The 21,399-nt window shown below is 61.6% G+C and carries 17 protein-coding genes; 2 read left to right on the forward strand and 15 right to left on the reverse strand.

Annotation, left to right across the window (positions count from 1 at the left end):
• Nucleotides 1-56: 56 nt before the first annotated feature.
• On the forward strand, nucleotides 57-983 hold the full coding sequence (locus tag AADW22_RS11890) for a DMT family transporter (RefSeq protein ID WP_037944540.1): 927 nt from the start codon (nucleotides 57-59) through the stop codon (nucleotides 981-983).
• A gap of 120 nt (nucleotides 984-1,103) precedes the next feature.
• Here AADW22_RS11890 and glmM read toward each other — a convergent pair whose 3' ends face one another.
• The 8 genes from glmM to AADW22_RS11930 form a co-directional block, all read right to left on the reverse strand.
• Nucleotides 1,104-2,450 carry a phosphoglucosamine mutase gene (glmM, locus tag AADW22_RS11895; RefSeq protein ID WP_278375426.1) on the reverse strand — a complete coding sequence of 449 codons (1,347 nt, stop codon included), beginning with the start codon at nucleotides 2,448-2,450 and terminating at the stop codon, nucleotides 1,104-1,106.
• Nucleotides 2,447-3,463, reverse strand: a complete 1,017-nt coding sequence (folP, locus tag AADW22_RS11900) for a dihydropteroate synthase (RefSeq protein ID WP_037944542.1) — start codon at nucleotides 3,461-3,463, stop codon at nucleotides 2,447-2,449. The genes glmM and folP overlap by 4 nt, the downstream gene beginning before the upstream one ends.
• Nucleotides 3,464-3,466: 3 nt before the next feature.
• A complete protein-coding gene (locus AADW22_RS11905) occupies nucleotides 3,467-4,390 on the reverse strand; it encodes a dihydroneopterin aldolase (RefSeq protein WP_037944543.1) in 924 nt (307 codons plus the stop codon).
• A 108-nt stretch (nucleotides 4,391-4,498) separates the two neighbouring features.
• The gene (locus AADW22_RS11910; protein ID WP_037944544.1) at nucleotides 4,499-5,134 is read right to left on the reverse strand and encodes a cell wall hydrolase; all 636 of its coding nucleotides are present in this window, start codon (nucleotides 5,132-5,134) and stop codon (nucleotides 4,499-4,501) included.
• Between the two features lie 128 nt (nucleotides 5,135-5,262).
• Entirely contained in the window at nucleotides 5,263-7,785 is a 2,523-nt protein-coding gene (locus AADW22_RS11915) for a putative PEP-binding protein (RefSeq protein WP_243251824.1), read from the reverse strand.
• A gap of 104 nt (nucleotides 7,786-7,889) precedes the next feature.
• Nucleotides 7,890-10,010 carry a glycine--tRNA ligase subunit beta gene (glyS, locus tag AADW22_RS11920; RefSeq protein WP_407473788.1) on the reverse strand — a complete coding sequence of 707 codons (2,121 nt, stop codon included), beginning with the start codon at nucleotides 10,008-10,010 and terminating at the stop codon, nucleotides 7,890-7,892.
• Between the two features lie 98 nt (nucleotides 10,011-10,108).
• A complete protein-coding gene (locus AADW22_RS11925; protein ID WP_064215613.1) occupies nucleotides 10,109-10,630 on the reverse strand; it encodes a DUF6446 family protein in 522 nt (173 codons plus the stop codon).
• Nucleotides 10,627-11,565, reverse strand: coding sequence for a glycine--tRNA ligase subunit alpha (locus tag AADW22_RS11930; RefSeq protein ID WP_005854198.1), 939 nt, complete (start codon nucleotides 11,563-11,565; stop codon nucleotides 10,627-10,629). Before AADW22_RS11930 ends, AADW22_RS11925 begins: the two co-directional genes overlap by 4 nt.
• Nucleotides 11,566-11,722: 157 nt before the next feature.
• Here AADW22_RS11930 and AADW22_RS11935 point away from each other — a divergent pair, with 157 nt between their 5' ends.
• Nucleotides 11,723-13,552 carry a serine protease gene (locus tag AADW22_RS11935; protein ID WP_407473789.1) on the forward strand — a complete coding sequence of 610 codons (1,830 nt, stop codon included), beginning with the start codon at nucleotides 11,723-11,725 and terminating at the stop codon, nucleotides 13,550-13,552.
• A 72-nt stretch (nucleotides 13,553-13,624) separates the two neighbouring features.
• On the opposite strand, the gene AADW22_RS11940 is transcribed toward AADW22_RS11935, so the two are convergent.
• The 7 genes from AADW22_RS11940 to AADW22_RS11970 form a co-directional block, all read right to left on the reverse strand.
• Nucleotides 13,625-15,217, reverse strand: a complete 1,593-nt coding sequence (locus AADW22_RS11940) for a 5-guanidino-2-oxopentanoate decarboxylase (protein WP_407473790.1) — start codon at nucleotides 15,215-15,217, stop codon at nucleotides 13,625-13,627.
• Entirely contained in the window at nucleotides 15,217-16,665 is a 1,449-nt protein-coding gene (locus tag AADW22_RS11945) for a TrkH family potassium uptake protein (RefSeq protein WP_037945061.1), read from the reverse strand. The genes AADW22_RS11940 and AADW22_RS11945 overlap by 1 nt, the downstream gene beginning before the upstream one ends.
• A 113-nt stretch (nucleotides 16,666-16,778) precedes the next feature.
• The gene (locus tag AADW22_RS11950; protein ID WP_005854202.1) at nucleotides 16,779-17,015 is read right to left on the reverse strand and encodes a hypothetical protein; all 237 of its coding nucleotides are present in this window, start codon (nucleotides 17,013-17,015) and stop codon (nucleotides 16,779-16,781) included.
• A gap of 227 nt (nucleotides 17,016-17,242) precedes the next feature.
• A complete protein-coding gene (gene folE2 / locus AADW22_RS11955) occupies nucleotides 17,243-18,331 on the reverse strand; it encodes a GTP cyclohydrolase FolE2 (protein WP_407473791.1) in 1,089 nt (362 codons plus the stop codon).
• Nucleotides 18,332-18,424: 93 nt separating this feature from the next.
• Nucleotides 18,425-19,609, reverse strand: a complete 1,185-nt coding sequence (locus AADW22_RS11960; protein ID WP_407473792.1) for an aminotransferase class V-fold PLP-dependent enzyme — start codon at nucleotides 19,607-19,609, stop codon at nucleotides 18,425-18,427.
• A gap of 263 nt (nucleotides 19,610-19,872) precedes the next feature.
• Nucleotides 19,873-20,478 carry an inner membrane-spanning protein YciB gene (locus tag AADW22_RS11965; RefSeq protein ID WP_005854205.1) on the reverse strand — a complete coding sequence of 202 codons (606 nt, stop codon included), beginning with the start codon at nucleotides 20,476-20,478 and terminating at the stop codon, nucleotides 19,873-19,875.
• Nucleotides 20,479-20,490: 12 nt separating this feature from the next.
• Nucleotides 20,491-21,393 carry a DMT family transporter gene (locus AADW22_RS11970; protein WP_037963973.1) on the reverse strand — a complete coding sequence of 301 codons (903 nt, stop codon included), beginning with the start codon at nucleotides 21,391-21,393 and terminating at the stop codon, nucleotides 20,491-20,493.
• Between the last annotated feature and the right edge of the window lie 6 nt (nucleotides 21,394-21,399).

Below are 21,399 nucleotides of genomic sequence, written 5' to 3' on the forward strand. Positions count from 1 at the left end.
CTTTTGCGCAACCGGCTGTCACATCTGGCGGGCCGAGAGTTCCCACAGGATATGTCATGCCGGACGCGCCCCAGATCACCAAATCCAGCTGGCTGATGATCCTGCTGCTTGCCTTCATCTGGGGAGGCACGTTTCTGGTGACCGAAATCGCTTTGACTGAAATGCCACCCTTCTGGATCGCGGCCACACGTGTCGGGTTCGCGGCCACGGTGATGGTGGTTATCTGGGCTCTGCGCGGGTTTCGGCTCTTTACCCAATCCCCCACCCGCGGCGACATCGCGGCCGTGATCTTTATCGGTGCCGCCAGCTCTGCCGTGCCGTTCAGTCTGCTCGCATGGGGTCAGCAATATGTCACCTCGGGCTTCGCGGGGGTGACCATGGCGGCGACGGCGCTGATCATCCTGCCGCTTGCGCATTTCTTCGTGCCGGGCGAAGCGATGAGCCCGCGCAAGGTGATCGGGTTTGCCTTGGGCTTTGTCGGCGTTGTCATCCTGATCGGCGCGCAAGCCTTTGAAAGCACCGGCACCGCGCTTGAAACCCAGGGGCGTCTGGCCTGCCTGGGTGCGGCGGGGTGCTACGCCACCAGCTCGATCATCATGCGCCGCCTGCCCGCGGTGGACGCGATCGGCCTTGCGACCATCTTGCTGATCATTGCCACCTGCATCACCGTCCCCATGGCGATCATCATCGAAGGTCTACCGCCCCGCCCCTCGCCGTCCATCTTCGCGGCGCTGGCGTTTCTGGGCCTGATCCCCACCGCCGCCGCGAATTTTCTGCGCGTGTTGGTGATCCGCAGCGCAGGCCCGGTGTTTATGTCACTGGTGAACTACCAAGTCCCCGTCTGGTCCGTCTGCCTCGGCGCGCTCTTGCTGAATGAACCGCTGCCGCCATCCCTGCTCTACGCGATGGTGCTGATCCTCTCGGGTGTCGCACTCAGCCAATATGGCGCGTTCCGCCGGCTGTTCACCCGCACGCGCGCCTAGCTTCCAAATGGCTCTAAATCCTCGCCGAAGGCATCCCACAGCCACAGCGCGCGGCGCGTCCCGCGAGGGCAAGGCAGGGCCGCCGCGCAGGACATCCCCGCCAGCAGCCCTGCCATCAGCTTAAGGTGCGACAGCCGCCGTGACCGCATCCACCACAGAATCGACAGCGCGTTCCATCAGCTGCGCGTCTTCATGTTCTGCCATCACACGCACCAGCGGCTCGGTGCCGGATTTGCGGATCAGCAAACGCCCCTGACCAGCCAGATCGGCTTCGGCCTGTGCGATGGCCCCTTGCACCTGCGCGTCTTCCAACGGCACCTGACCGGCAGAAAACCTCACGTTCTTAAGCAGTTGCGGCACGGGTTCAAAGTTGTTCAGCAGCTCGGACGAGGTCTTTTCCGACCGGATCATCTCTGCCAGAAACTGCAGCCCCGCCATCAGACCGTCACCCGTGGTGGCGTGGTCGGTCATGACGATATGGCCCGATTGCTCGCCGCCCAGATTGAACCCGCCTTCGCGCATCCGCTCGACCACATAGCGGTCGCCGACAGAAGTCCGCTCAAGCCGTAGCCCCTTGCCCTGCAAGAAGTTTTCAAGGCCAAGGTTACTCATCACGGTGGCAACTAGGGCGCCATTGGCCAGCCGGTCTTCGGCCGCCCAACGGGACGCCATAAGGGCCATGAATTGATCCCCGTCACCGACCTTGCCGGTTTCGTCAATCAGGATCACGCGGTCCGCGTCGCCATCCAGACAAATGCCCACATGGGCACCGTGCTCTACCACCGCCGCTGCGGCGCGTTCGGGGTGGGTCGAGCCGCAATTCTCGTTGATATTAAAGCCGTTCGGCGACACGCCAATCTCGATCACCTCGGCCCCCAGTTCCCATAGGGTTTCGGGAGCGACGCGGTGTGCGGCCCCATTGGCACAGTCGATCACGACCTTAAGCCCGTCCAGACGCATCTGGCGCGGGAACGATGACTTCACCCGCTCGACATAGCGGAACCGCCCGTCATCGATCCGCTTGGCACGGCCGATTTTGTCGGCGGGGTTCAATTCCACGCCGCCTTCGATCAGCGCCTCGATCTCGGCCTCCACAGCGTCGCTCAGCTTGAACCCGTCGGGGCCGAAGAACTTGATGCCATTGTCCGTCGCCGGATTGTGACTGGCCGAGATCATGACCCCCAGATCAGCCCGCATCGACCGCGTCAGCAGCCCGACCGCAGGCGTGGGCACCGGCCCCAGCAGCAGCACATTCATCCCCGAGGACGTCAGCCCCGCCGTCAGCGCGTTTTCGAACATATAGCCCGACAACCGCGTGTCCTTACCAATCACCACACGGTGCACACCGTCACGACCCGCGCTAAAATAGCGCCCCACAGCGGCCCCGATTTTCAGGGCGACCTCGGCTGTCATCGGATGCACATTGGCCTTTCCGCGAATACCGTCTGTTCCAAATAATTTTGTCATAAAATGCTCCCAAAATATGCGGCATGCCACAGAGCGACCGCTTGGCGGGTGTCGTCCACGTCATGCACACGGATCATTTGCACACCCTGCCCCAATCCTGCAAGCGCCACGGCGATCGACCCCGGCGCGCGGTCCTGTGCCTGCGGTGCGTTGCCGATCGTTCCGATAAACCGTTTGCGCGACACGCCTAACAGGATAGGTGTCCCCAAAGCGTGAAACAGGCTAAGCCGCGCCAGCAGAGCCAGATTGTGATCCTGCGTCTTGCCAAACCCGATGCCCGGGTCCGCCAGAATGGCCCCCCGCGGGATGCCTGATGCCTCCAGCATGCTGATCTGCCGCTCCAGCGCGTCAAAAACATCAAGCAGCACGTTATCATACTGTGGGTCCAGATGCATGGTCGCGGGATCGCCTTGGGCATGCATAACGCAAACCGGCAGCGCCAGTTTTTGACACAGGGGCCCAAGGGCGGGATCAAAGGTGAAGCCCGAAACGTCGTTTACCAGATTGGCACCAGCGCTGACCGCGGCCTCGGCCACGGCGGCCTTGCGGGTATCGATAGATATCGGCGTGTGCAGCCCCGCACCCCGCAGTGCGGCGATGACGGGAGCGGTGCGCGTGATCTCTTCGGAGACAGGCACAAAATCCGCGCCGGGGCGTGTGGACTCGCCGCCAATGTCCAGAATATCCGCGCCGGCGGCCACCATCTCTTGTGCGACGCGCAGCGCATCGGGCACGGCATTATGCTGCCCCCCGTCCGAGAAACTATCGGGCGTCGTGTTCAGAATGCCCATGATGCGCGGGCGGTCCAGCGTCAGCCCTGCCATCGCGGGTCTGGGCGCGGTCAGCCGTGCCATCACGCTTGCCGGGATATCGGCCGCGGGTACAACACGGGGCGGCGTGCTGCGCGACAAGACCTCGGCATGGGTGAACCAGCCCCACCCCCCCGCGAGAGACACCGCGGTGTCAGGCCGCGCGGGGCCGATCTGGACGAGAGGTCGAAAGTAATCGGTCATGTCTCACAGCCTGCCCTGGTCCACCGCTACGGCGCGCAGCGGAACAGAGGCGTCAGCCGGCAGGTCCGCCCCGATCACCAACATCTCTGTCGCGTCGAAGCTGGCGGCGAACCACGCGGCCAAGGCCACGGCATCGCGCGGCTGCGCCGAGGGCGTATCCACGCTATCAAGCACGATCTTCGACGGGGCCCAAACGCTCGTCTGGCCGTTCTTCATGGCCCAATCCAGCTCTGTCCGCGTCGCCACCACAACGCAGCGATCATCTTTTGCGGCCAGCACCCAGGCGTTCTGTTCAATCGCCAGCAGATCAATGCGGCGCTGCGCCATTTTATGCCCGACCTGCGGCGCGGCGGTGTCCGATGCGCCGACACAGAGGATCAGGGGCCGCCCCATCTGGTGCAACTGGTCCAGCCACCCCGCCAGATGCGGCGAGGCGATGGCATCATTGCTCAGATAGACCAGCTCGGGGTGTGGCACCTCGCGCGCCTCGGCCTGACTGTCGGGGGTATCATCACGGGCGCGCACGATCTCGACGCCCAAAGCACCGGGGCCACGGTCCAGCTTTTCGATGCGCACAAACACCCGCATCGCCTGCCGTTCCAGCAGGATACGATCCGCGACCCGTTCGGCCAGCGTCTCGAGCAGGTTCAGCCGTTCGTCCGACAGCTCATAGGCGATGGCCTCGGTCACGCGGTCGTAGGACAGGATACGGTCCACATCGTCGTCGACGGGGCCGGTCAGCGGCTGCACCTCGACGACGACATTGAAACAGATGCGCTGCGTTACGCCACGTTCGGCCTGAAAGGCGCCGATCTCGACCTCAACGATATGATCGCGCAGGGAAATCCGGTCTAGAGGTTCAGGCCCCGCCGTCGCAGCAGCGCGTTCGGACGGGTGCGCAAAGGCAAGCCGCGTGTCACTTGTCATGGGGTTGGGCCTTTGCTTGTCTCACTTGCAAACGATCCTAGACCGTTTGCGCGGATGTACCAAAGCCAGACACGGCTGGCCAGCCGTCAAAGACGACAGAAACGCCGCTTAGTTCGACGCGGTCTGAACGCCGTCACGATAGAACATGTGCACGCCGATCTTGGTGGTGCGGGTAAAGACGCGCGACCAGCGGGGGCTTACGGCGGTGGTATGATAATACGTCGCCCCCCCTGTCAGCGATGGTGCCTTGCCGTCCAGCACCGCGCGCGCGACCTTGCCGACCTGCGCATAGGCGCGCGGTTCGGCGATCACTTCGGCATTGCCGTCGCAGGTGTAGGTGAACTGGCACTGGTACTTGCGGCCTGTCCCCTGATTGATCACGCTGCACAAAGACCCGGGAAACTGCGCGGATTTCACACGGTTCATGATCACTTCGGCCACAGCGAACTGGCCCTTGACCGTCTCGCCGCGCGCTTCAAAGTACAGCGCCTCTGCCAGACAGCGCCATTGTTCGCCACCCGATGCTTTCGGCTGTTCGGCCAGCCATGCGCGGGTGAACTCCACCTCGCTTGCGTTGTTCGATGCGATCATGCTTTCCAGACGTTCCGACCCGACAGAGCGTAGCCCTTTGGCTTCGATGTCAGCCAGTGCTTTGGCCTGTTGCGGGCTGGCGGACGCCACGGCAGGAGCAAGCAAAGACAGCGCCAGCAGGGCGCAGGACGAGAATTTCTGAAAAGAACGCATTGAGCGCCTCGCAAGTAGTTTCGGACAGCGCCCCCTACCCAAACTGGCACCAAGCGTAAACCCTGCCGAAACCGCCTGCGCGGGAACCCGCACAGGAAAACAACATCTAGGCGATCAGCCGCGCAAAACTACCCGATCTTGTCCGCGATTGCGAGTTGAGCCGCCGCCAATCTGGCGACCGGAACACGGAAAGGCGAGCAAGAAACGTAGTCAAATCCCGCGTCACGGCAAAAAGCAATCGATTCGGGGTTGCCGCCGTGCTCTCCGCAGATCGACAAGGTAATCCCAGGTTGTGCTTCCCGCCCCCGCGCGGCACCAAGCTGAAGCAGCTCTCCGACGCCGTCACGGTCCAGCATATGGAACGGATCTTCGGGAAAAACGCCCTGCTGCACGTAGGTCGACATGAACCGTCCCGCGTCATCACGGCTCAACCCATAGGTCATCTGCGTCAGGTCGTTTGTCCCGAAGCTGAGGAAGGAACAATGGGGCGAAATCTCTCCGGCGCGCAGGGCGGCACGGGGCGTTTCCACCATCACGCCCAAACGGTAGGTAAAGCTCGCGCCGCGTTCGGATTTCACCGCCGTTGCGATCTTGTCGACGCTGGCCTTGATCAGCTCAACCTCGCGTTTGGCCGAAACAAGCGGGATCATGATCTCGGGCACCACGGGGTCGCCATCGCGGCTGGCTTCGATTGTAGCCTCGAAGATCGCACGGGCCTGCATCTCGTAGATTTCGGGCACCGTCACGCCAAGACGCACGCCGCGCAGGCCTAGCATCGGGTTATATTCGGTCATCGCCTCGATCCGGCGGGTCACGTTGGACAGCGGCAAATCCAGCGCCTCGGCCAGATCGCGTTGACCGGTGCGGGTCGAGGGCAGGAATTCGTGCAAGGGCGGATCGAACAGACGGATGCACACCGGCTGACCCTGCATGATGCGGAAAAGCTGAATGAAATCATCGCGTTGCATGGGCAGCAAGCGTTCTAGCACGGCGCGGCGGCCTTCGCTGGTATCGGCAAAGATCATCTCGCGCATCACGGTCAGGCGGCTGGGGTCAAAGAACATATGCTCTGTCCGGCACAGCCCGATCCCCTGCGCGTCGAAATTGCGCGCGGTTTGTGCGTCGGCGGGAGTGTCGGCATTGGCACGTATCCCGATGTCGGCAGCGTCTTCGGCCCAGGACATGAGCTTTTGGAAGGTCGCGTCCAGCAGCGGCTCAAGCATATCCGCGGCCCCGCACAGCACCTCTCCCGAGGTGCCGTCGAGCGTGATTTCATCACCCGCCTTGAACATCCGCCCGTCAGGGGCCGTGATCACCCCCTTGACGAGATCGAAACGCATCGACGAGGCACCGACGACGCAGGGCAAGCCCATGCCCCGCCCGATCACCGCGGCGTGGCTGGTGATGCCACCGCGTTCGGTCAGCACGGCTTGGGCGGCATGCATCCCGCGAATATCCTCGGGCGAGGTTTCACGGCGCACCAGAATACACTTCTCGCCCCGTGCGGCACTGGCTTGCGCATCATTCGCGTTGAACACGATCCGGCCGGTGGCGGCACCGGGGCTGGCGGCAATGCCGCGCCCGATCACATCGCGTTTCACCCGTGGGTCAACCTGCCGGTGCAACAGCTCTGTCAGGGTGCGGGGCTGGACACGCATCAGCGCCTCTTCGCGGGGGATGATCCCTTCGTCCGCCAGCGCCACCGCGATCCGCACCGCCGCCCGCGAGGACCGCGACACGCGCACGCCATCAAGGATAAACAACTCTCCGTCAGAGATGACGAATTCCACCTGCATCTCGGCGCGCAGCCGCACCCGCATCAGCGCTGCGTGCTGTTTGAGCATCTCGAAGGCTTCGGGGGCGTGTTCCTCAAGCGACGGTCCGCGCGGATCGCGCGTCAGGTAAAGCGCATCGGCCGTGTCCTGCAAGGCGTCGCGCCCCTGCGACTGGCTGAGGTACCGCCCGGTGATCTGTGGCAGGCCGGTGGTGCTGTCCACCAGTTGCAACACGCCCGAGCCGCAAATCCCCGTGCCCACACCGAACACCATCTGCTGCACGATCAGGCCCAGCCCCGCATCTGCAGGCGCCCCCTTGGCCTGGCGCAACAGCCGCGCCGAGGTGCCCTCCCACGCCCGCGCCATGGAACTGAGCACGGCGGTCAATTGGGTCACACGGTCCTGGGGGAAGCTTTCTTCGGTCTCAAGCTCGTAGGCCCGCAGGGATTGCAGCAGCGCCTCGCGCCCGTCGCCTTCGACGTCGTCGAACATATCGGGGTCCAGCCGCGCCACATTGACGGCGTAGGATTGCACGAAACGGGTATAAAGCGCCGATGCGGGCCCCTCGCCCATGCGTTCGCAATAATCGGCATAGCGGTCATCGTTCATGCCGATGTTCATCACCGCCCCCGGCCCGCCCCAATCCGGATCCTGGCTAGAGGGGCGCACGCACAGCAGCGCGTCGTGGGGGAATTCATCAGCGACCGCTTGCAGATCGGGGATCTGCCCCTGCGCGATCTCGAGCACGACATCAAAGGGCAGCGCCACGGTGCGCGGCACCGGCAGATCAAGACGGACCAGACGTTGCAGACATTTCGCACGCCCCCCATGCGTATCATTCGCGATGGGGGCGGTTTGGGTCACAAGGGTTGTCATGGCGGTTTTCTGCACTGCGGCACCTTTTGGTTCCTGCGCAGCATAGGCTTTCGCCGTGGTGTGGCAAGGCGTGATCGCCTTGCCCACGTGTCGGGTCTGCTGCGTTACCCGTCGATTTTCGTCAGATCCGCGACCGAGCTACAGATCGTGCGGATACGGCTGAGCAGGTTCAACCGGTTGCGCCGGACCGTCGCATTGTCCGCGTTCACCTGCACCGCATCAAAGAACGCATCAATCGGCCCGCGCAAGGACGCCATCGCGGACATGGCTGTGCCGAAATCCTGTGCCTCCATCGCCGGTTTGATCTGCGCCTCTGCGGTATCAAGGGCGGCAAACAGCGCGCGCTCTTCTTCCGTCTCGGCAAATTTGATATCCGCCCCGAAAGAGTATTCCACCCCATCCGCATCCTCGGCCTGACTGAGAATATTGTTGGCGCGCTTGAACCCCTGGATCAGGTTTTCCCCGTCATCGGTTTTCAGCGTCTCGCTCAGCGCCTTGGCGCGTTTGACAAGCAGGGTCAGGTCGTCGTTGCCGTCCGTCGCACCAGCAGGTGCGCCATCAGAAGAACTGATGCAAGCGTCGATGATGTCATGACGGACGCCTTGGTCTTTGAGGTAGACCTTAAGGCGGTCATGGAGGAAGGAGAGGAGGTTTTCTGCCGTCTCTTCGGCGCTTCCAGCAGCCGGTGCAGGGGCTTGAGACAAATGCTCAAGGATGGTGTCACGCAGTTTCAGCGACACATCATTCTCAACCAAAATCCGAATAACGCCCAAGGCCGCGCGACGCAGCGCAAACGGGTCTTTGCTACCCGTCGGCTTTTCGTCAATCGTCCAGAAGCCGGTCAGCTTGTCGATTTTCTCTGCCAGCGCCACGGCGATGGACACGGGCGCGGTTGGCACGTCGTCGGATGGCCCCAGCGGCGCATAGTGGTCTTGGGCGGCGGCGGCGATGGCGTCGGATTTGCCGGCGGCTTTGGCATAGTAGCTGCCCATAAGGCCCTGAAGTTCGGGGAATTCATAGACCATTTCGGACGAAAGATCGGCCTTGGCGAAACGGGCGGCGGCGCGGGCCTCTTCTGCGTCGGCCCCGACCATCGGGGCGAGTTCCCCAGCCAGTGCCTCCATGCGCGAGATCAGCTCTGCCTGTGTGCCCAGCTTGTTGTGGAAGGTCACGTTGGACAGGCGGTCCACCCAGGTCTGCATCCCGGCCTCCGATTGCGCGATGCGCAGATCGTTTTCCCAGAAGAATTTAGCATCCGACAGGCGCGCAGAAAGCACTTTTTCATTGCCCGCCAGAATGGTCGCGCCATCGTCGGCGGTGGTGCGGTTGGCGACGGTGACAAAGCGTTCGATGCGGCCCGACTTGGGGTTGCGCACGGAAAAGAACTTCTGATGCTCTTTCATCGAGGTTTGCAGCACCTCGGGCGGCAGACCAAGGAAATCATCGCCAATCTGCCCCATCAGCACGACGGGATATTCCACCAGCCCTGCGACCTCGGCCAGCAGCCCCGCATCCTCGACCACCTCAAGCCCGTTGGCAAAGGCCATATTGGTCGCGTCGTTCCAGATCGTATCGCGCCGCTCTGCCGGGTCGAGCACGACAAAGGCGCGTTTCAGCTTGGCGCTGTAATCGTCAAAGCTGCTGACGGTGATTGTATCGGGGGCCAGAAAGCGGTGCCCGCGCGTGGTGTCGCCTGCGGTGATCCCGTCGATGGTCAAGGGCACGGTCTGCGCGCCATCCTCGGCCGACAGGATACACAGGATCGAATGCAGCGGGCGCACCCACCGCAAGCTGCCACTGCCCCACCGCATGGATTTGGGCCAGGGGAAATTACGAATGGTGGTTTCCAGCACTTCTGCCACGATCTCGGCTGCGGGGCGGCCCGGCTTGTTGATCATGGCAAACAGGATCTTGCCCTTGGGCATGTCGCGTTCTTCCAGCTGGTCGCGGGTCAGCCCTGCGCCGCGCAGAAACCCTTCGATGGCTTTTTCCGGCGCGTCGGCCTTGGGGCCTTTGCGTTCCTCGACCAGCGACGGGCTGGCGTCCAGCATCCCCTCGATCGTCAGGGTCAGACGACGCGGCGTCGAAAAGGCCGCGGCAGAGGCATAGGTCAGCCCCGCATCCACCAGACCGTTCGTCACCAGTTTCTTTAGATCATCCGCCGCGCGCGCCTGCATGCGGGCGGGAATTTCTTCCGAGAAAAGCTCTATCAGGAGGTCGGGCATGGGTTCGTACCTTTCGGGGCCGCGTGTCGCTTGGGTGCGGTTAAATATGTGTCGCGCAAACAGCGCTTATGTCAAAGGGCCGGTCGATCCGGGGCGGATCAGTCGGCGGGGCGTTCCGGGCAGGCTTCGCCCACCACGGTGCCATCATAGGCTTTGTCGCCACAATCGTTCAGCTCGTGCCAGACATAGCCGCGCCCGTCCGAAGTGATCGCAACGATACGGTCAACGCCGAAATGCACGTTCTTCTGCCCCAGAAAGGTCAGCGCCGTGCCTGCCTCGATCTCTTCTGCGATGGCTTTGGCGTCGAAACAGTCGAACCAGCCCGGTGCATTGCGCGGCGTGACCTCGTCGCTGACGACATAGGTTTCGGACAGCATGGCGAGGCTGAGCGAGGTGTCGAAACATGCGCGGTAGCGGATGGGCGAGCTGTCGGCGTCGATGGCGCGGAAATTGTCGGTCAGGATCGGCTCGGACGCATTGCTGGAGATCGACACCAGCGAGACGCCCTCATCCGGTGCCGGTGCCTCGTGATAATAGCCGTAGACCTGTAGATAATAAAGCGCGAGACCCGCAATGGCTGCTGCAACCAAGATGACGCCTCCTACAATTTTACCGTTCATGCCGCGTTTTCCGACCAACCGCCGGCCCGTGTCTGAACAAAGGCGTCAGCGCAGGCTTTGGCAAGGGTGCGCACCCGCCCGATATAGGCCTGACGCTCTGTCACCGAGATGACACCGCGTGCGTCCAGCAGGTTGAAAATGTGGCTCGCCTTGATGCATTGGTCATAGGCGGGGTGCGCCATCACGATGCGCTTACCGGTCTTGGGGTCCACGGCGTCTTGCGCAAGGATCGCCTTGCACTCGTTCTCGGCCTCGACAAAGTGGTCCAGCAGCACGTCGGTATTGGCGACATCAAAGTTCCAGCGGGCGTATTCTTCCTCGGTCTGTTTGAACACATCACCATAGGTCAGCGGGATCGGCGCGTCGGGGCTGTTAAAGGGCATGTCCATCACGTGATCGACGCCCAGAACATACATCGCCAAACGCTCGAGCCCGTAGGTCAACTCTCCCGAGACAGGGTGGCAATCATGGCCGCCGACCTGCTGGAAATAGGTGAACTGCGACACTTCCATGCCGTCACACCAGACTTCCCAGCCCAGTCCCCATGCGCCCAAAGTGGGGCTTTCCCAGTCATCCTCGACAAAGCGGATGTCATGCAGCGCCATATCGATCCCGATCGCCTCAAGCGATCCGAGGTAGAGCTCTTGCAGGTTGGGCGGGCTGGGTTTGATCAGTGCCTGAAACTGGTAGTAATGCTGCAGACGGTTGGGGTTTTCCCCATAGCGCCCGTCGGTCGGGCGGCGCGAGGGCTGCACATAGGCGGCGGCCCAAGGGTTGGTGCCAAGCGCGCGCAGGGTCGTGGCCGGGTGGAACGTACCCGCACCGACTTCCATGTCGTAGGGCTGCAGGACCGCACAGCCCTGACGTGCCCAATAGGACTGTAGGGCGAGGATGATTTCCTGAAATGAACGGGGGCGCTGGACCGGGTCGGACATAAGATTTTGCCTTTGCTGCTGCGCGCCTTTCCTAAGGTGCTGTCGCGGTAGGGTCAATTGGCAGCTTTGTGATGATTTGCGCTGTCTCAAGCATGGTATTTTGCACAGGTTCCTGCTTATCTACTGCAAGTTTAAATCCTTGAGAGCACCCATACCTATGACGCGACTGTTTGCGGCCCTGATCGCCGCCTTGTTTATTGCCCCGTTTGCCTTTGCACAGTCTGCCGATGATGTGGTTTGGATACAGGTCGAAGCCCAGCCCAATCTGGCCGCGGCGACAGATCGCGCACGTGCCTATAGCGCCAATCTTGAGGATGTGAACGGCTTTGCCTTGGGCGGCAGCTGGTATGGAATCGCGGTCGGCCCCTATCGCCGTGATGACGCAGAGCTGTTGTTGCGCCGCTACCGCCGGGACGGGGTGATTCCGCGCGACAGCTTTATCCAGCTTTCTGAACGGTTCCAGCAGCAGTTCTGGCCCGTGGGCGCGAACGTCCTGAACATTCCGCTGATCGCACCGGTTGACCCCGCATCCCCCACCGATACGCAGACAGACAGTGAGATCACGCAAACCACCCTGCCCCCCGCCAGCGAAGCGCTGGAGCAAGAGAACACCGCCACCGCAGAGGCAGAAACCACGCAAGTCCCCGTCCTGCCCGAACCACCACGTGACGAAACCCTGGCCGAAGCGCGCGCCAGCGAACGGGAGCTTGACCGCGAGGCGCGCGAACAGCTGCAGGTCGCGCTGAAGTGGGCCGGGTTTTACAATGCCTCTATCGACGGTGCCTTCGGGCGGGGTACGCGGGGGTCCATGGCCGATTGGCAAGGGGCCAACGGCTATGACGCCACCGGCGTGCTGACAACGCTGCAACGCGCCGCCCTTCTGAAACAATATAACGCCGTGCTCGAAGGTCTGGGCCTGCAGGTCGTGCGCAACGCCGACGCCGGGATCGAGATGGTGATGCCGACCAAGATCGTGGGGTTTGACCGGTTCGAGCCCCCCTTCGCCCATTACAATGGCACCGGCGACATCGACGCGCGGGTTCTGCTGATCAGTCAGGCGGGCGATCAGGATACGCTCTTTGGTTTGTATGACATCATGCAGACTCTTGAAATCGTCCCCGAAGAAGGCCCGCGCGAGCGGAAGTCCGACAGTTTCGAGCTGATCGGCGAGAACGGCCGCATCGTCAGCCAGACGCAGGTGTCGCTGCAGAATGGCGAGATCAAGGGCTTCACCCTCATCTGGCCCGCCGGGGACGAAGACCGCCGCCGCCGCGTGATTGCCGAGATGACGAAATCCTTCACCCGCCTGCCCGGTACGCTGGATGCCGCAGCGGGGGGTGGCGACCGTCAGGCTGTCGATCTGGTGTCGGGTCTGCAAATCCGGTCGCCGAAAATCTCGCGCTCGGGCTTCTTCATTGATGGGCGCGGTACTGTCGCGACCACATCAGAGGCGGTGCAAAGCTGTGGTCGTCTGACGCTGGACGACGAGACAGAGCTTGATGTGGTTGTTGATGATGCGGCCAGCGGGATCAGCCTGCTGAAACCCCGCGCAGCGCTTTCGCCCCTGGATGTGGCGGCGTTCAACACCGTGCCCCCCCGTTTACAGTCAGAAATCGCGGTTGCGGGTTTCCCCTATGAAGGCGTGCTTGGATCAGCGACGGTGACCTATGGCACGCTGGCCGATGTGCGTGGGCTGCAAGGCGAAGAGAACATCGCCCGCCTCGCGCTAGAAGCCCGCAGCGGTGACGCGGGTGGCCCGATTCTGGATCGTGACGGGCGGGTCTTGGGCATGTTGCTGCCCCGTGCCAATGGCGCACGCGAATTGCCCGAAGATGTCGCCTTTGCGGTTGAATCCAAGGTCATCGCAGAGCTTGCGCAAAAGGCCGGTGTCACCGTTGATACCACGGCCAGCAACACCACGATCAAGCCGCAGGACCTACGTGAAAAGGCCAAGGGCATGACCGTACTGGTCAGCTGTTGGGAATAAAGAAAACCCCGATCCCCCGTTTAACGGGGGATCGGGGTCAGTCGTTTGAACCGCCTCGGGCAGCGCCCTTGATCAGACTGCGGTCTGGGGCGTCAGATAGATCAACGTCGGGCGGTCGGCCTTGAAGGCTTGCGCCAAGACCTCTGGCAGCTCCTCCAGCGATTTCGGTGCCGCGGCATAGGCTCCATAGGCTTCGGCCAGTTTGCAAAAATCGGGATTGTGAGCGATGACCGCATTTGGCGCGATCTGCGCGCGGGTCATGCTGTCTTCGATTTCGCCCAGTTTGCCATTGTCCCACAGGATGATCGGCAGGGGCAGCCCCAGCTCTACAGCAGCCCCCAGTTCCTGCACTGTGTACTGAAAGCCATAATCCCCGATGATCGCCATGGTCGGCAGTCCGGGCCGGCCAATGGCCCCACCAATCGCAGCAGGTGTTGCGTAGCCAAGCGTGCCGAACCCGTAAGGATGATGCCAATATCCGGGGCGCTCCATCTCCCAGACCTCTGTCGCGGCATAGGCGAATTGGGTCATGTCCGAGTAGATCATCGTGCCTTCGGGCGTCGCAGCCTTGACCGCCTCCACCACGGCAAGGATGCCCGGACGTTCCATATCCACTTCTGACCGCCAGCGTTTGCGCCAGCCTGCCACCTCGGCCGCATTCCAACCCGCTGCTGTGCGTTCGTCCGGCAAGGCAGCGTCAAGCGCGGCCATTACCTGTACCGCATCACCAAGGATGGCAAAGGGTGCCGCTTGCGGGTCCGCCAGAACCGACGGATCAATATCAACCCGCACCAGCTCGCCGGAATGGCCCAGATGATCGCGCCAGAGGTCCACCTCTGCCAGCTCGGTCCCGACGGCGATCACAAGATCCGCCTGCGCGATCACATCGACGCTGCTTTCCCGCGCGAGATAGGCCCCGAAATGCAGCGGCGCTCCGGGCGAGACGATGCCACGTCCGGCATAGGTCGTCAGGCTCGCCGCCTGCCAGCGGGCCAGCAGGGCGTCAACGTTCTGAACGCCAACGGCACCACCGCCAAAAATGAACAGAGGTTTTTGCGCTGCGGCCAGTTTTTGCGCCAGAAGGTCGATCTGCGCAGAGGGCACCGCCGGCAAGGTCGCGCTGACGGCAAGGGCATGCGCGGGGGCGGCCTCTGCCTCCAGCAGGTGAATGGGAACAGAAATATGCTTGGACCGCGGGCGGCTGGTGGCAAATTCGGTCAGGGCGCGGTCAATCAGCTGGTAGGCCGCCGGTGCCGTCAGCGCCATTTCGGACCAATCGCACACGGTTTCCGCCGCCGCGCGCTGATCGTTCATCTGGTGCAGCTGCCCCTTCCGCGCCGCCGTTTCATCCAGACAGGAGGACAACACCAGCACCGGCACGGAATCGCTGTAGGCCTGTCCCATCGGCGTCATCACATTGCACAGCCCCGGGCCGGTGATCACATAGGCGACCCCCGGCTTGCCTGTGGCCCGGGCATAGCCATCTGCCATAAAGCCCGCCCCCTGTTCGTGCCGCGCCAGCACATGGGTCAGCCCTGCTTCCTCGATCCCGCGGTACATCTCTTGGTTATGCACGCCGGGGATGCCAAAGATCACCTCTACCCCGCGAGACTTGAGCATATGAGAAATCTGTGCCCCCAAAGGACGGGTTTGTACTGCGCTCATTATGCTCTCCAGAATTTGAATGTCAGAATGACGTATACCGCCATAAGCTCCAGCCGCCCGACCAGCATTGCGGCGGTCAGGATCCATTTGGCTGTGTCGTTAAGGGTGCTGAAATTGCCCGCCGGCCCGATGATCTTGCCCAGACCCGGCCCGATGTTCCCCAAGGCCGCCCCCGCCCCCGAGATCGAGGTCACGAAATCCAGCCCCGTCATGCTGAGCGCCACGGCCACCAGCCCTAATGTCAGCGTGAAGAACATAAAAAACGACATGACCGAGATCATGACATCGCCGCTGATCGGGCGTCCGTCATAGCGCGGGGTAAAGATGCCGTGGGGTGACCGGATTCGCTGCAACTGCGCACGGATGGATGCGAACAACAGCTGATAGCGGAAGATCTTGATCGAACAGGCGGTGGACCCCGCGCAGCCGCCAATCAGCCCCGTAAAGAAAAACAGCGCCACGGGAAACGGCCCCCAGGTCATATAATCGACCGAGGCAAAGCCCGTGCCCGAAATGATTGAAGTGATGTTGAACAGCGCCTCGCGCAAGGATTGCTCCCAATGATGCGGAAAGACCGACTGGATAGAGATAAAGATCAGCCCCACCAGCACCGCAATCGTCAGCAAGAAACCCTTTACCTGCGGATCACGATGCAGGGCCAAGGGGTTACCGTTCAGCAGTTGCACGTAGCGCACGAAAGGCAGCGCCGCGAGCACCATGAAGATCGACGCCGCATATTCCGCATTGCCGCTAAAGGTCCCGAAAGAGGCGTCATAGTTTGAAAACCCGCCCGTAGACACGGTGGTCAGCGCGTGGACCGTCGCGTCAAAGACGTTCATTCCCAAGGTCAGATAGGTCAGCGCGCAGGCAAAGGTCAGCCAGACATATATGACCGAGATCTGGCTGGCGATCTGCCCGGCCCGCGGCAGGATTTTACCAAAGGTATCAAAAGCTTCCGACTTGAAAATCTGCATACCACCGACGCGCAGCTCGGGCAGGAACACCATCGCCACAACAATGATACCGATGCCGCCCAGCCACTGCAGGATCGCACGCCACAACAATAGCCCCTTGGGCAGATCATCAAGCCCGGAAAACACCGTTGATCCGGTGGTGGTCATGCCCGACATGGCCTCGAACACCGCATCGACGAAACGCGCCTCTGTCGCGCCCAGCATGAACGGCAAAGCGCCGAAGAGCGGCAGCATCAGCCACACGGCCGTCGTCAACAAAAAGGTCTGCTGGATCGTCAGCCCTTCCCTGACCCCGTTGGCACAGGCCAGCGCGATCATGCTGCCCCCCAGCATGGTGATCAGCCCGGCCTCGACGAAGACGGGCCAATGGCCGCGCCCTTCGGCAATATCGACCAACATTGGCACGATCATCGCGATGCCAAGCACCGACACCAAAAGGCCGATGACATATCCAACTGGGCGCAAATCCAACATCTGCGCAGCGTTGGCGCGGCGGCGCGCCGGTGTCAAGGACGCGCCCTGCGGTAAAACGCAAAACGGCCCGGGCAAGACACACCCGGGCCGTCAATACTCAACCTGTAAACCGATCAGACGTAATATGTGTCGCGGAAAACATGGTGCACGATGTCATCACGCTTGATACCCATCGCGGCCAGCTCTTCGTCGGTCTTGGACTGCAGGAATGTCACCTGACGCATCCGGCCCGAATTCGCACCCGCTGCGATCAAACCGTTCCAGATGGCAGCAAAAAACCCGCCGATGACGGCGAAGGGGGCTTTGATAGTGGGGACGTTGCTTTGCGAAATTGTGCTGTTGTAAGCCATAATAAACTCTCGATTTATCTTGGCATTTCTGCCGGTTACCTTGTTCTGCCTCTTAATATAACGAAGCAATCCCCAATGAGAACCGACGTTTCTGCATAGCAGCATCCCGAAGATGCCGCATCGCAGCATGGCTTTGTGCATGTTTCAAGCAAGCACCACAAACCTCCGCGCAATAAATGCGCAGAATGAAAACATGTCAGAGTAACTGCCCTAAAACCGTGCAAACATCAGCCGACGTGAAACAGCGTGCTGAACAGTCTGGGGTCAATGCTTTGAGCCGCAAAGGTATCGCCCTGCGTCAGAACAGAGATCGCATCATGACTGTGCAGGCTTTCTTGGTGGCTGGCTACAACGCGAAAATCACGCACCCGCGGTTCGGCTTGCAACTGCTCGCAGAACAACCGCGCCGCGTCTTCGACAAAGATCGGGTTAGCGGCGTTCAACTCGGCAAACGCCTGTTCGTCCTCGCGTTTGACCATCACCTGGGTCTCTGTCGGCACCGCGCGCCGCGCCGCGTCGATCAGGTCTTCGAACCACAGGCAGCTTTCCTCGCAGTTCACCTCGACCGAGATCCGCGCGACAGAGCGTTGCGAATGCGGCGTGGCAAGCTGCCCCCGTGTCGCACGGGCATGCTCGGACAGCTCCAGCGAACAGGGACAGGTAGAGGAATAGACGTAATCAAGGTGGATGATCTTCTTGCGCGCGCCTGCGGCCTCGACCAGCTCAAGCGCAATGTCGTAATACTGGTATCCCGACAGGCCCGACCGCAGGCTATCAATCTGCACCGGAAAGGAAAACCGCATCTGGATGCGGGCATCATAGCTTTCGAGGTCGGACTTATAATCATCCAGCGCAGCTTCCATCACCTCGAAGCTGAACACCTCATCCGCATGTTTATAGAAACTGCGCATGATGCGGGACATGTTGATGCCCTTCTTATCCGCCTCAAGGCTGACCGATCCGGTGACCGATGTCTCGAGCGTCAGATCGCTGCCCTCGCGGGTGTGAAACCGCATGGGCAAACGAAAGTTCGATATCCCCACATGCTGGATCTGCTGTTTCGCACCACGGATCAGGCTCGACGGGCCGTTTTGCAGATCGGGTAGCGTGGCCTTGTAATTGTCACCCACGGCGAAATCACTGGGGTAATCGCGGCTGAACTGCGGGTAGCTTTCGGCGCTTTGCAGCAGACGGGCCAGCGACGGGTCCAGCGTCTCAATCTCGGCGGCGCTGGCCTTGCGCGCCCAGGCCCGCAACGTATCAAGTGCCGCAACCGCGTCATCACGGTCCGGTATCACTGTCGCGGCGATATTCATAGCAAGGCCCTTTCGCAAGTTGCCCCCTATATAGGCGATATCGGGGGCTTTACCAATGCTCCGTCCAGCCAAGCAGGCAAAGCCCCCGAGTGATCACTTCAATGTGTCCAGCGCCTGACGGATGTCGGCAATCAGATCATCCACGTCTTCAAGCCCCGCAGACAAGCGCACAAGGCCGGGGCTGATCCCCAGCGTGGCCTTCTGGTCATCCGGCAAACGCTGGTGCGTGGTGGTCGCCGGATGGGTCGCGATGGATTTCGCATCGGCGAAGTTGTTCGAGATGGTGATAATCTCGAGCGCATTAAGGAATGCAAAACACGCGTCCTTACCGCCCTTGACCTCTACCGCCAAGACAGTCCCCGCCGACGGCGCATGAGACGTGGCGAGCGCGTGCTGCGGATGGCTGGGATGTGTCGGATAGCGCACAGCGCTCAGGTTGGGGTGCCCGTTCAGCGCATCAGCGATCTTATAGGCGGCATCCGCCTGGGCACGCACACGCAGGTCGATGGTTTCAAGCGCCTTGAGGTGGGTCCAGGCGGTAAACGGGTTCATCGCGCCGCCGGTGTGTTTCATATAGGCTTCGACGGGTCCGCGGATCAGCTCTTTGGGGCCGCAAATTGCACCGCCCAGCATACGCCCCTGCCCGTCCACATGTTTCGTGGTCGAGATAATGGCGATATCCGCACCACATTCCTTGGCATAGGAGAATACCGGCGTCGCCATCGCGTCATCCGCCAGCACCAGCGCGCCGACGGCATGGGCCGCTTTCACCACATGGCGCATGTCAACGACTTCCAGGGTGGGGTTCGAAATGCTCTCGAAGAAGACCATGGTCGTGTCAGGGCGAATGGCAGCATCCCAGGCCGCATTATCCGTGCCGTCGATCAAGGTCACCTCGACCCCGAAACGCGCCAGGATATCCTCCAGCACATAGAGGCACGACCCGAAAAGCGCGCGCGCGGCGACCACGTGATCGCCTGCTTTCAGCAGCGATGTCAGCGCGCCGCTGACCGCCGCCATACCAGAGGTACAGGCGAAACAATCCTCATACCCCAAAAGGCCCGAGATCCGGTCCTCGAACATGCGCACCGTGGGGTTGCCATAGCGGGCATAGATAAACTCGTCATCCCCCAGCGACTGGAACCGCGCCTCGGCCTGTTCGGCGCTGTCATAGACAAAACCCTGTGTCAGGAACACGGCCTCGGACACTTCGTTATACTGGCTGCGGCGGGTGCCACTGTGAACAGCCTTGGTCCGTGGTTTCCAATCAACGCTCATTCTCTCATCCTTCCTGTCCCGCCGTGCAGCGGGCGTAAAAAAACCCCAGACGCGGTCAAGCGAAAGGGGGCTTTCATCCTGACCTTTTAGCGGAATTTGGCAGGTTACTCTGCCCGTGGCCCGCAATCCGGTATCAAATCGCCACGTGTCATCTGCTACGCCCCTCGCCCGCTCGCGTCAACTATAACAGCAAGCCGCCTTCCAAATGGCCGTAAATCCCGGGGGTGCTGCCCCATACGGGGCAGCGGGGGCTGGCCCCCGTCCTAGCTTTCGTCTTTTTCCAAACCATAGGTCTGGAACAGCCGCCCTTGCGTCATGAAAAACACAAACACCGCCGCCGTCAGCCCGAATGTCTTGAAATACACCCAAGTCTCGGTGCTGGCAAAGCGCCAGATCAGCTCGTTCGCGAGCGCCAGACCGAAAAAGCACAGCATCAGCCGTTTGGTCAGGATCATCCAGCCGGCGTCATTCAGAGGCATCATCTCTTCCATCACGAACTTGAGATAGGATTGCCCCCGCGCCAGACCGATCGCCAGCAGCACTGCAAACAAAAGGTAGATGGCGGTCGGCTTCATTTTAAAGAACCTCTCGTCATTCAGCCAAACCGACAGGCCCCCGAACAGCGTCACCAGAATGACTGTGGCAACCTGCATGCGGCTGATCTTGCCCGTCAGCGCCCACAGCGCGCCCGTCGACAGGATCAACAGCGGCACGAAGGCCGCCGTCACCACGATAAAGCCGCTGTAGTCGGTGCCCCACAGGGTGAAGGTCTCGTCCTTGAAGCGCAGATAGGCGACAAAGAATATCAGCACCGGCCCGTATTCCAGCGCCGATTTGACGAAAGGGTTTATCTCGCGTGTCGTGCTCATCTTGCTCTCCAGTTATCCGCCCATTTCGACGATCACCGCGCCAAGCGCGATCAGCGCCATCAGGGCAATACGGCGCGGGCCTACGGTTTCTTTCAGCACCAACCATCCGATCAGCGCCGCAAACACGGTCGAGGTTTCACGCAGCACGGCGGCCTCGCCCACTTTGTCCAGACGGGTCGCCAGCATGATCGAACCAAAGCTGAAAAAGGCGACAAAGCCACCCGCCACGCCGCGGGTCATCAACGGGCCAAGGTCGGGGCGATCCTCCATCCGCAGCCAGCGGCGCGCGGCGATCACGGGCATGACCAGCCCGTCGATCATGAAAAACCACGCCAGAAAGGTAAACGGGTTGTCCGTCGCGCGGATGCCATAGGCGTCGAATGTCGTATAAAGAGCCACGAAAAGCCCCGTCAGCACCGCCAGCCCAAGGGCGGCGTTCAGCGTATCGCGTTCGGACACGAGGTAGACAAAGTTATACAGCGCCAGCCCGAATATGCCGGCCACCAGCACCGCAACGCCCAACCATTGCACGCCCGAAAAGCTCTCTCCAAAAATGAGGTAGGCGCCGATCACGGTGAACAAGGGCCCCGTGCCGCGCACGACAGGGTAGACGACCGTATAGGCCCCCTTGGTGTAGGCCCAGGCCTGTAACAGCTTGTACACAATATGGATCGCCCAAGCCCCGGCAAAAATGACCCACATATGGGGCTCGGGCCACGGCACGACAAACAGCGCAAAGGGCGCTGCCATCAGGCAATAGGAAAAGTCGATCGCCCCGCGGGTCAACCACGGATCATGCCGCCCTTTCTGAAGCGCGCCAAAAACGGCGTGCAGAAAAGCCGCGGCCAGCGCAAGCCAAAGCGCCGCTTGGTGCCCCGCTGCGGTGCCTTCAATTTGGCTGATCCATTCGGTCATGTCGCC

The organism is Sulfitobacter sp. PM12 (assembly GCF_045586035.1).
In the GTDB taxonomy this organism is placed as follows: Bacteria; Pseudomonadota; Alphaproteobacteria; order Rhodobacterales; family Rhodobacteraceae; genus Sulfitobacter; species Sulfitobacter pontiacus.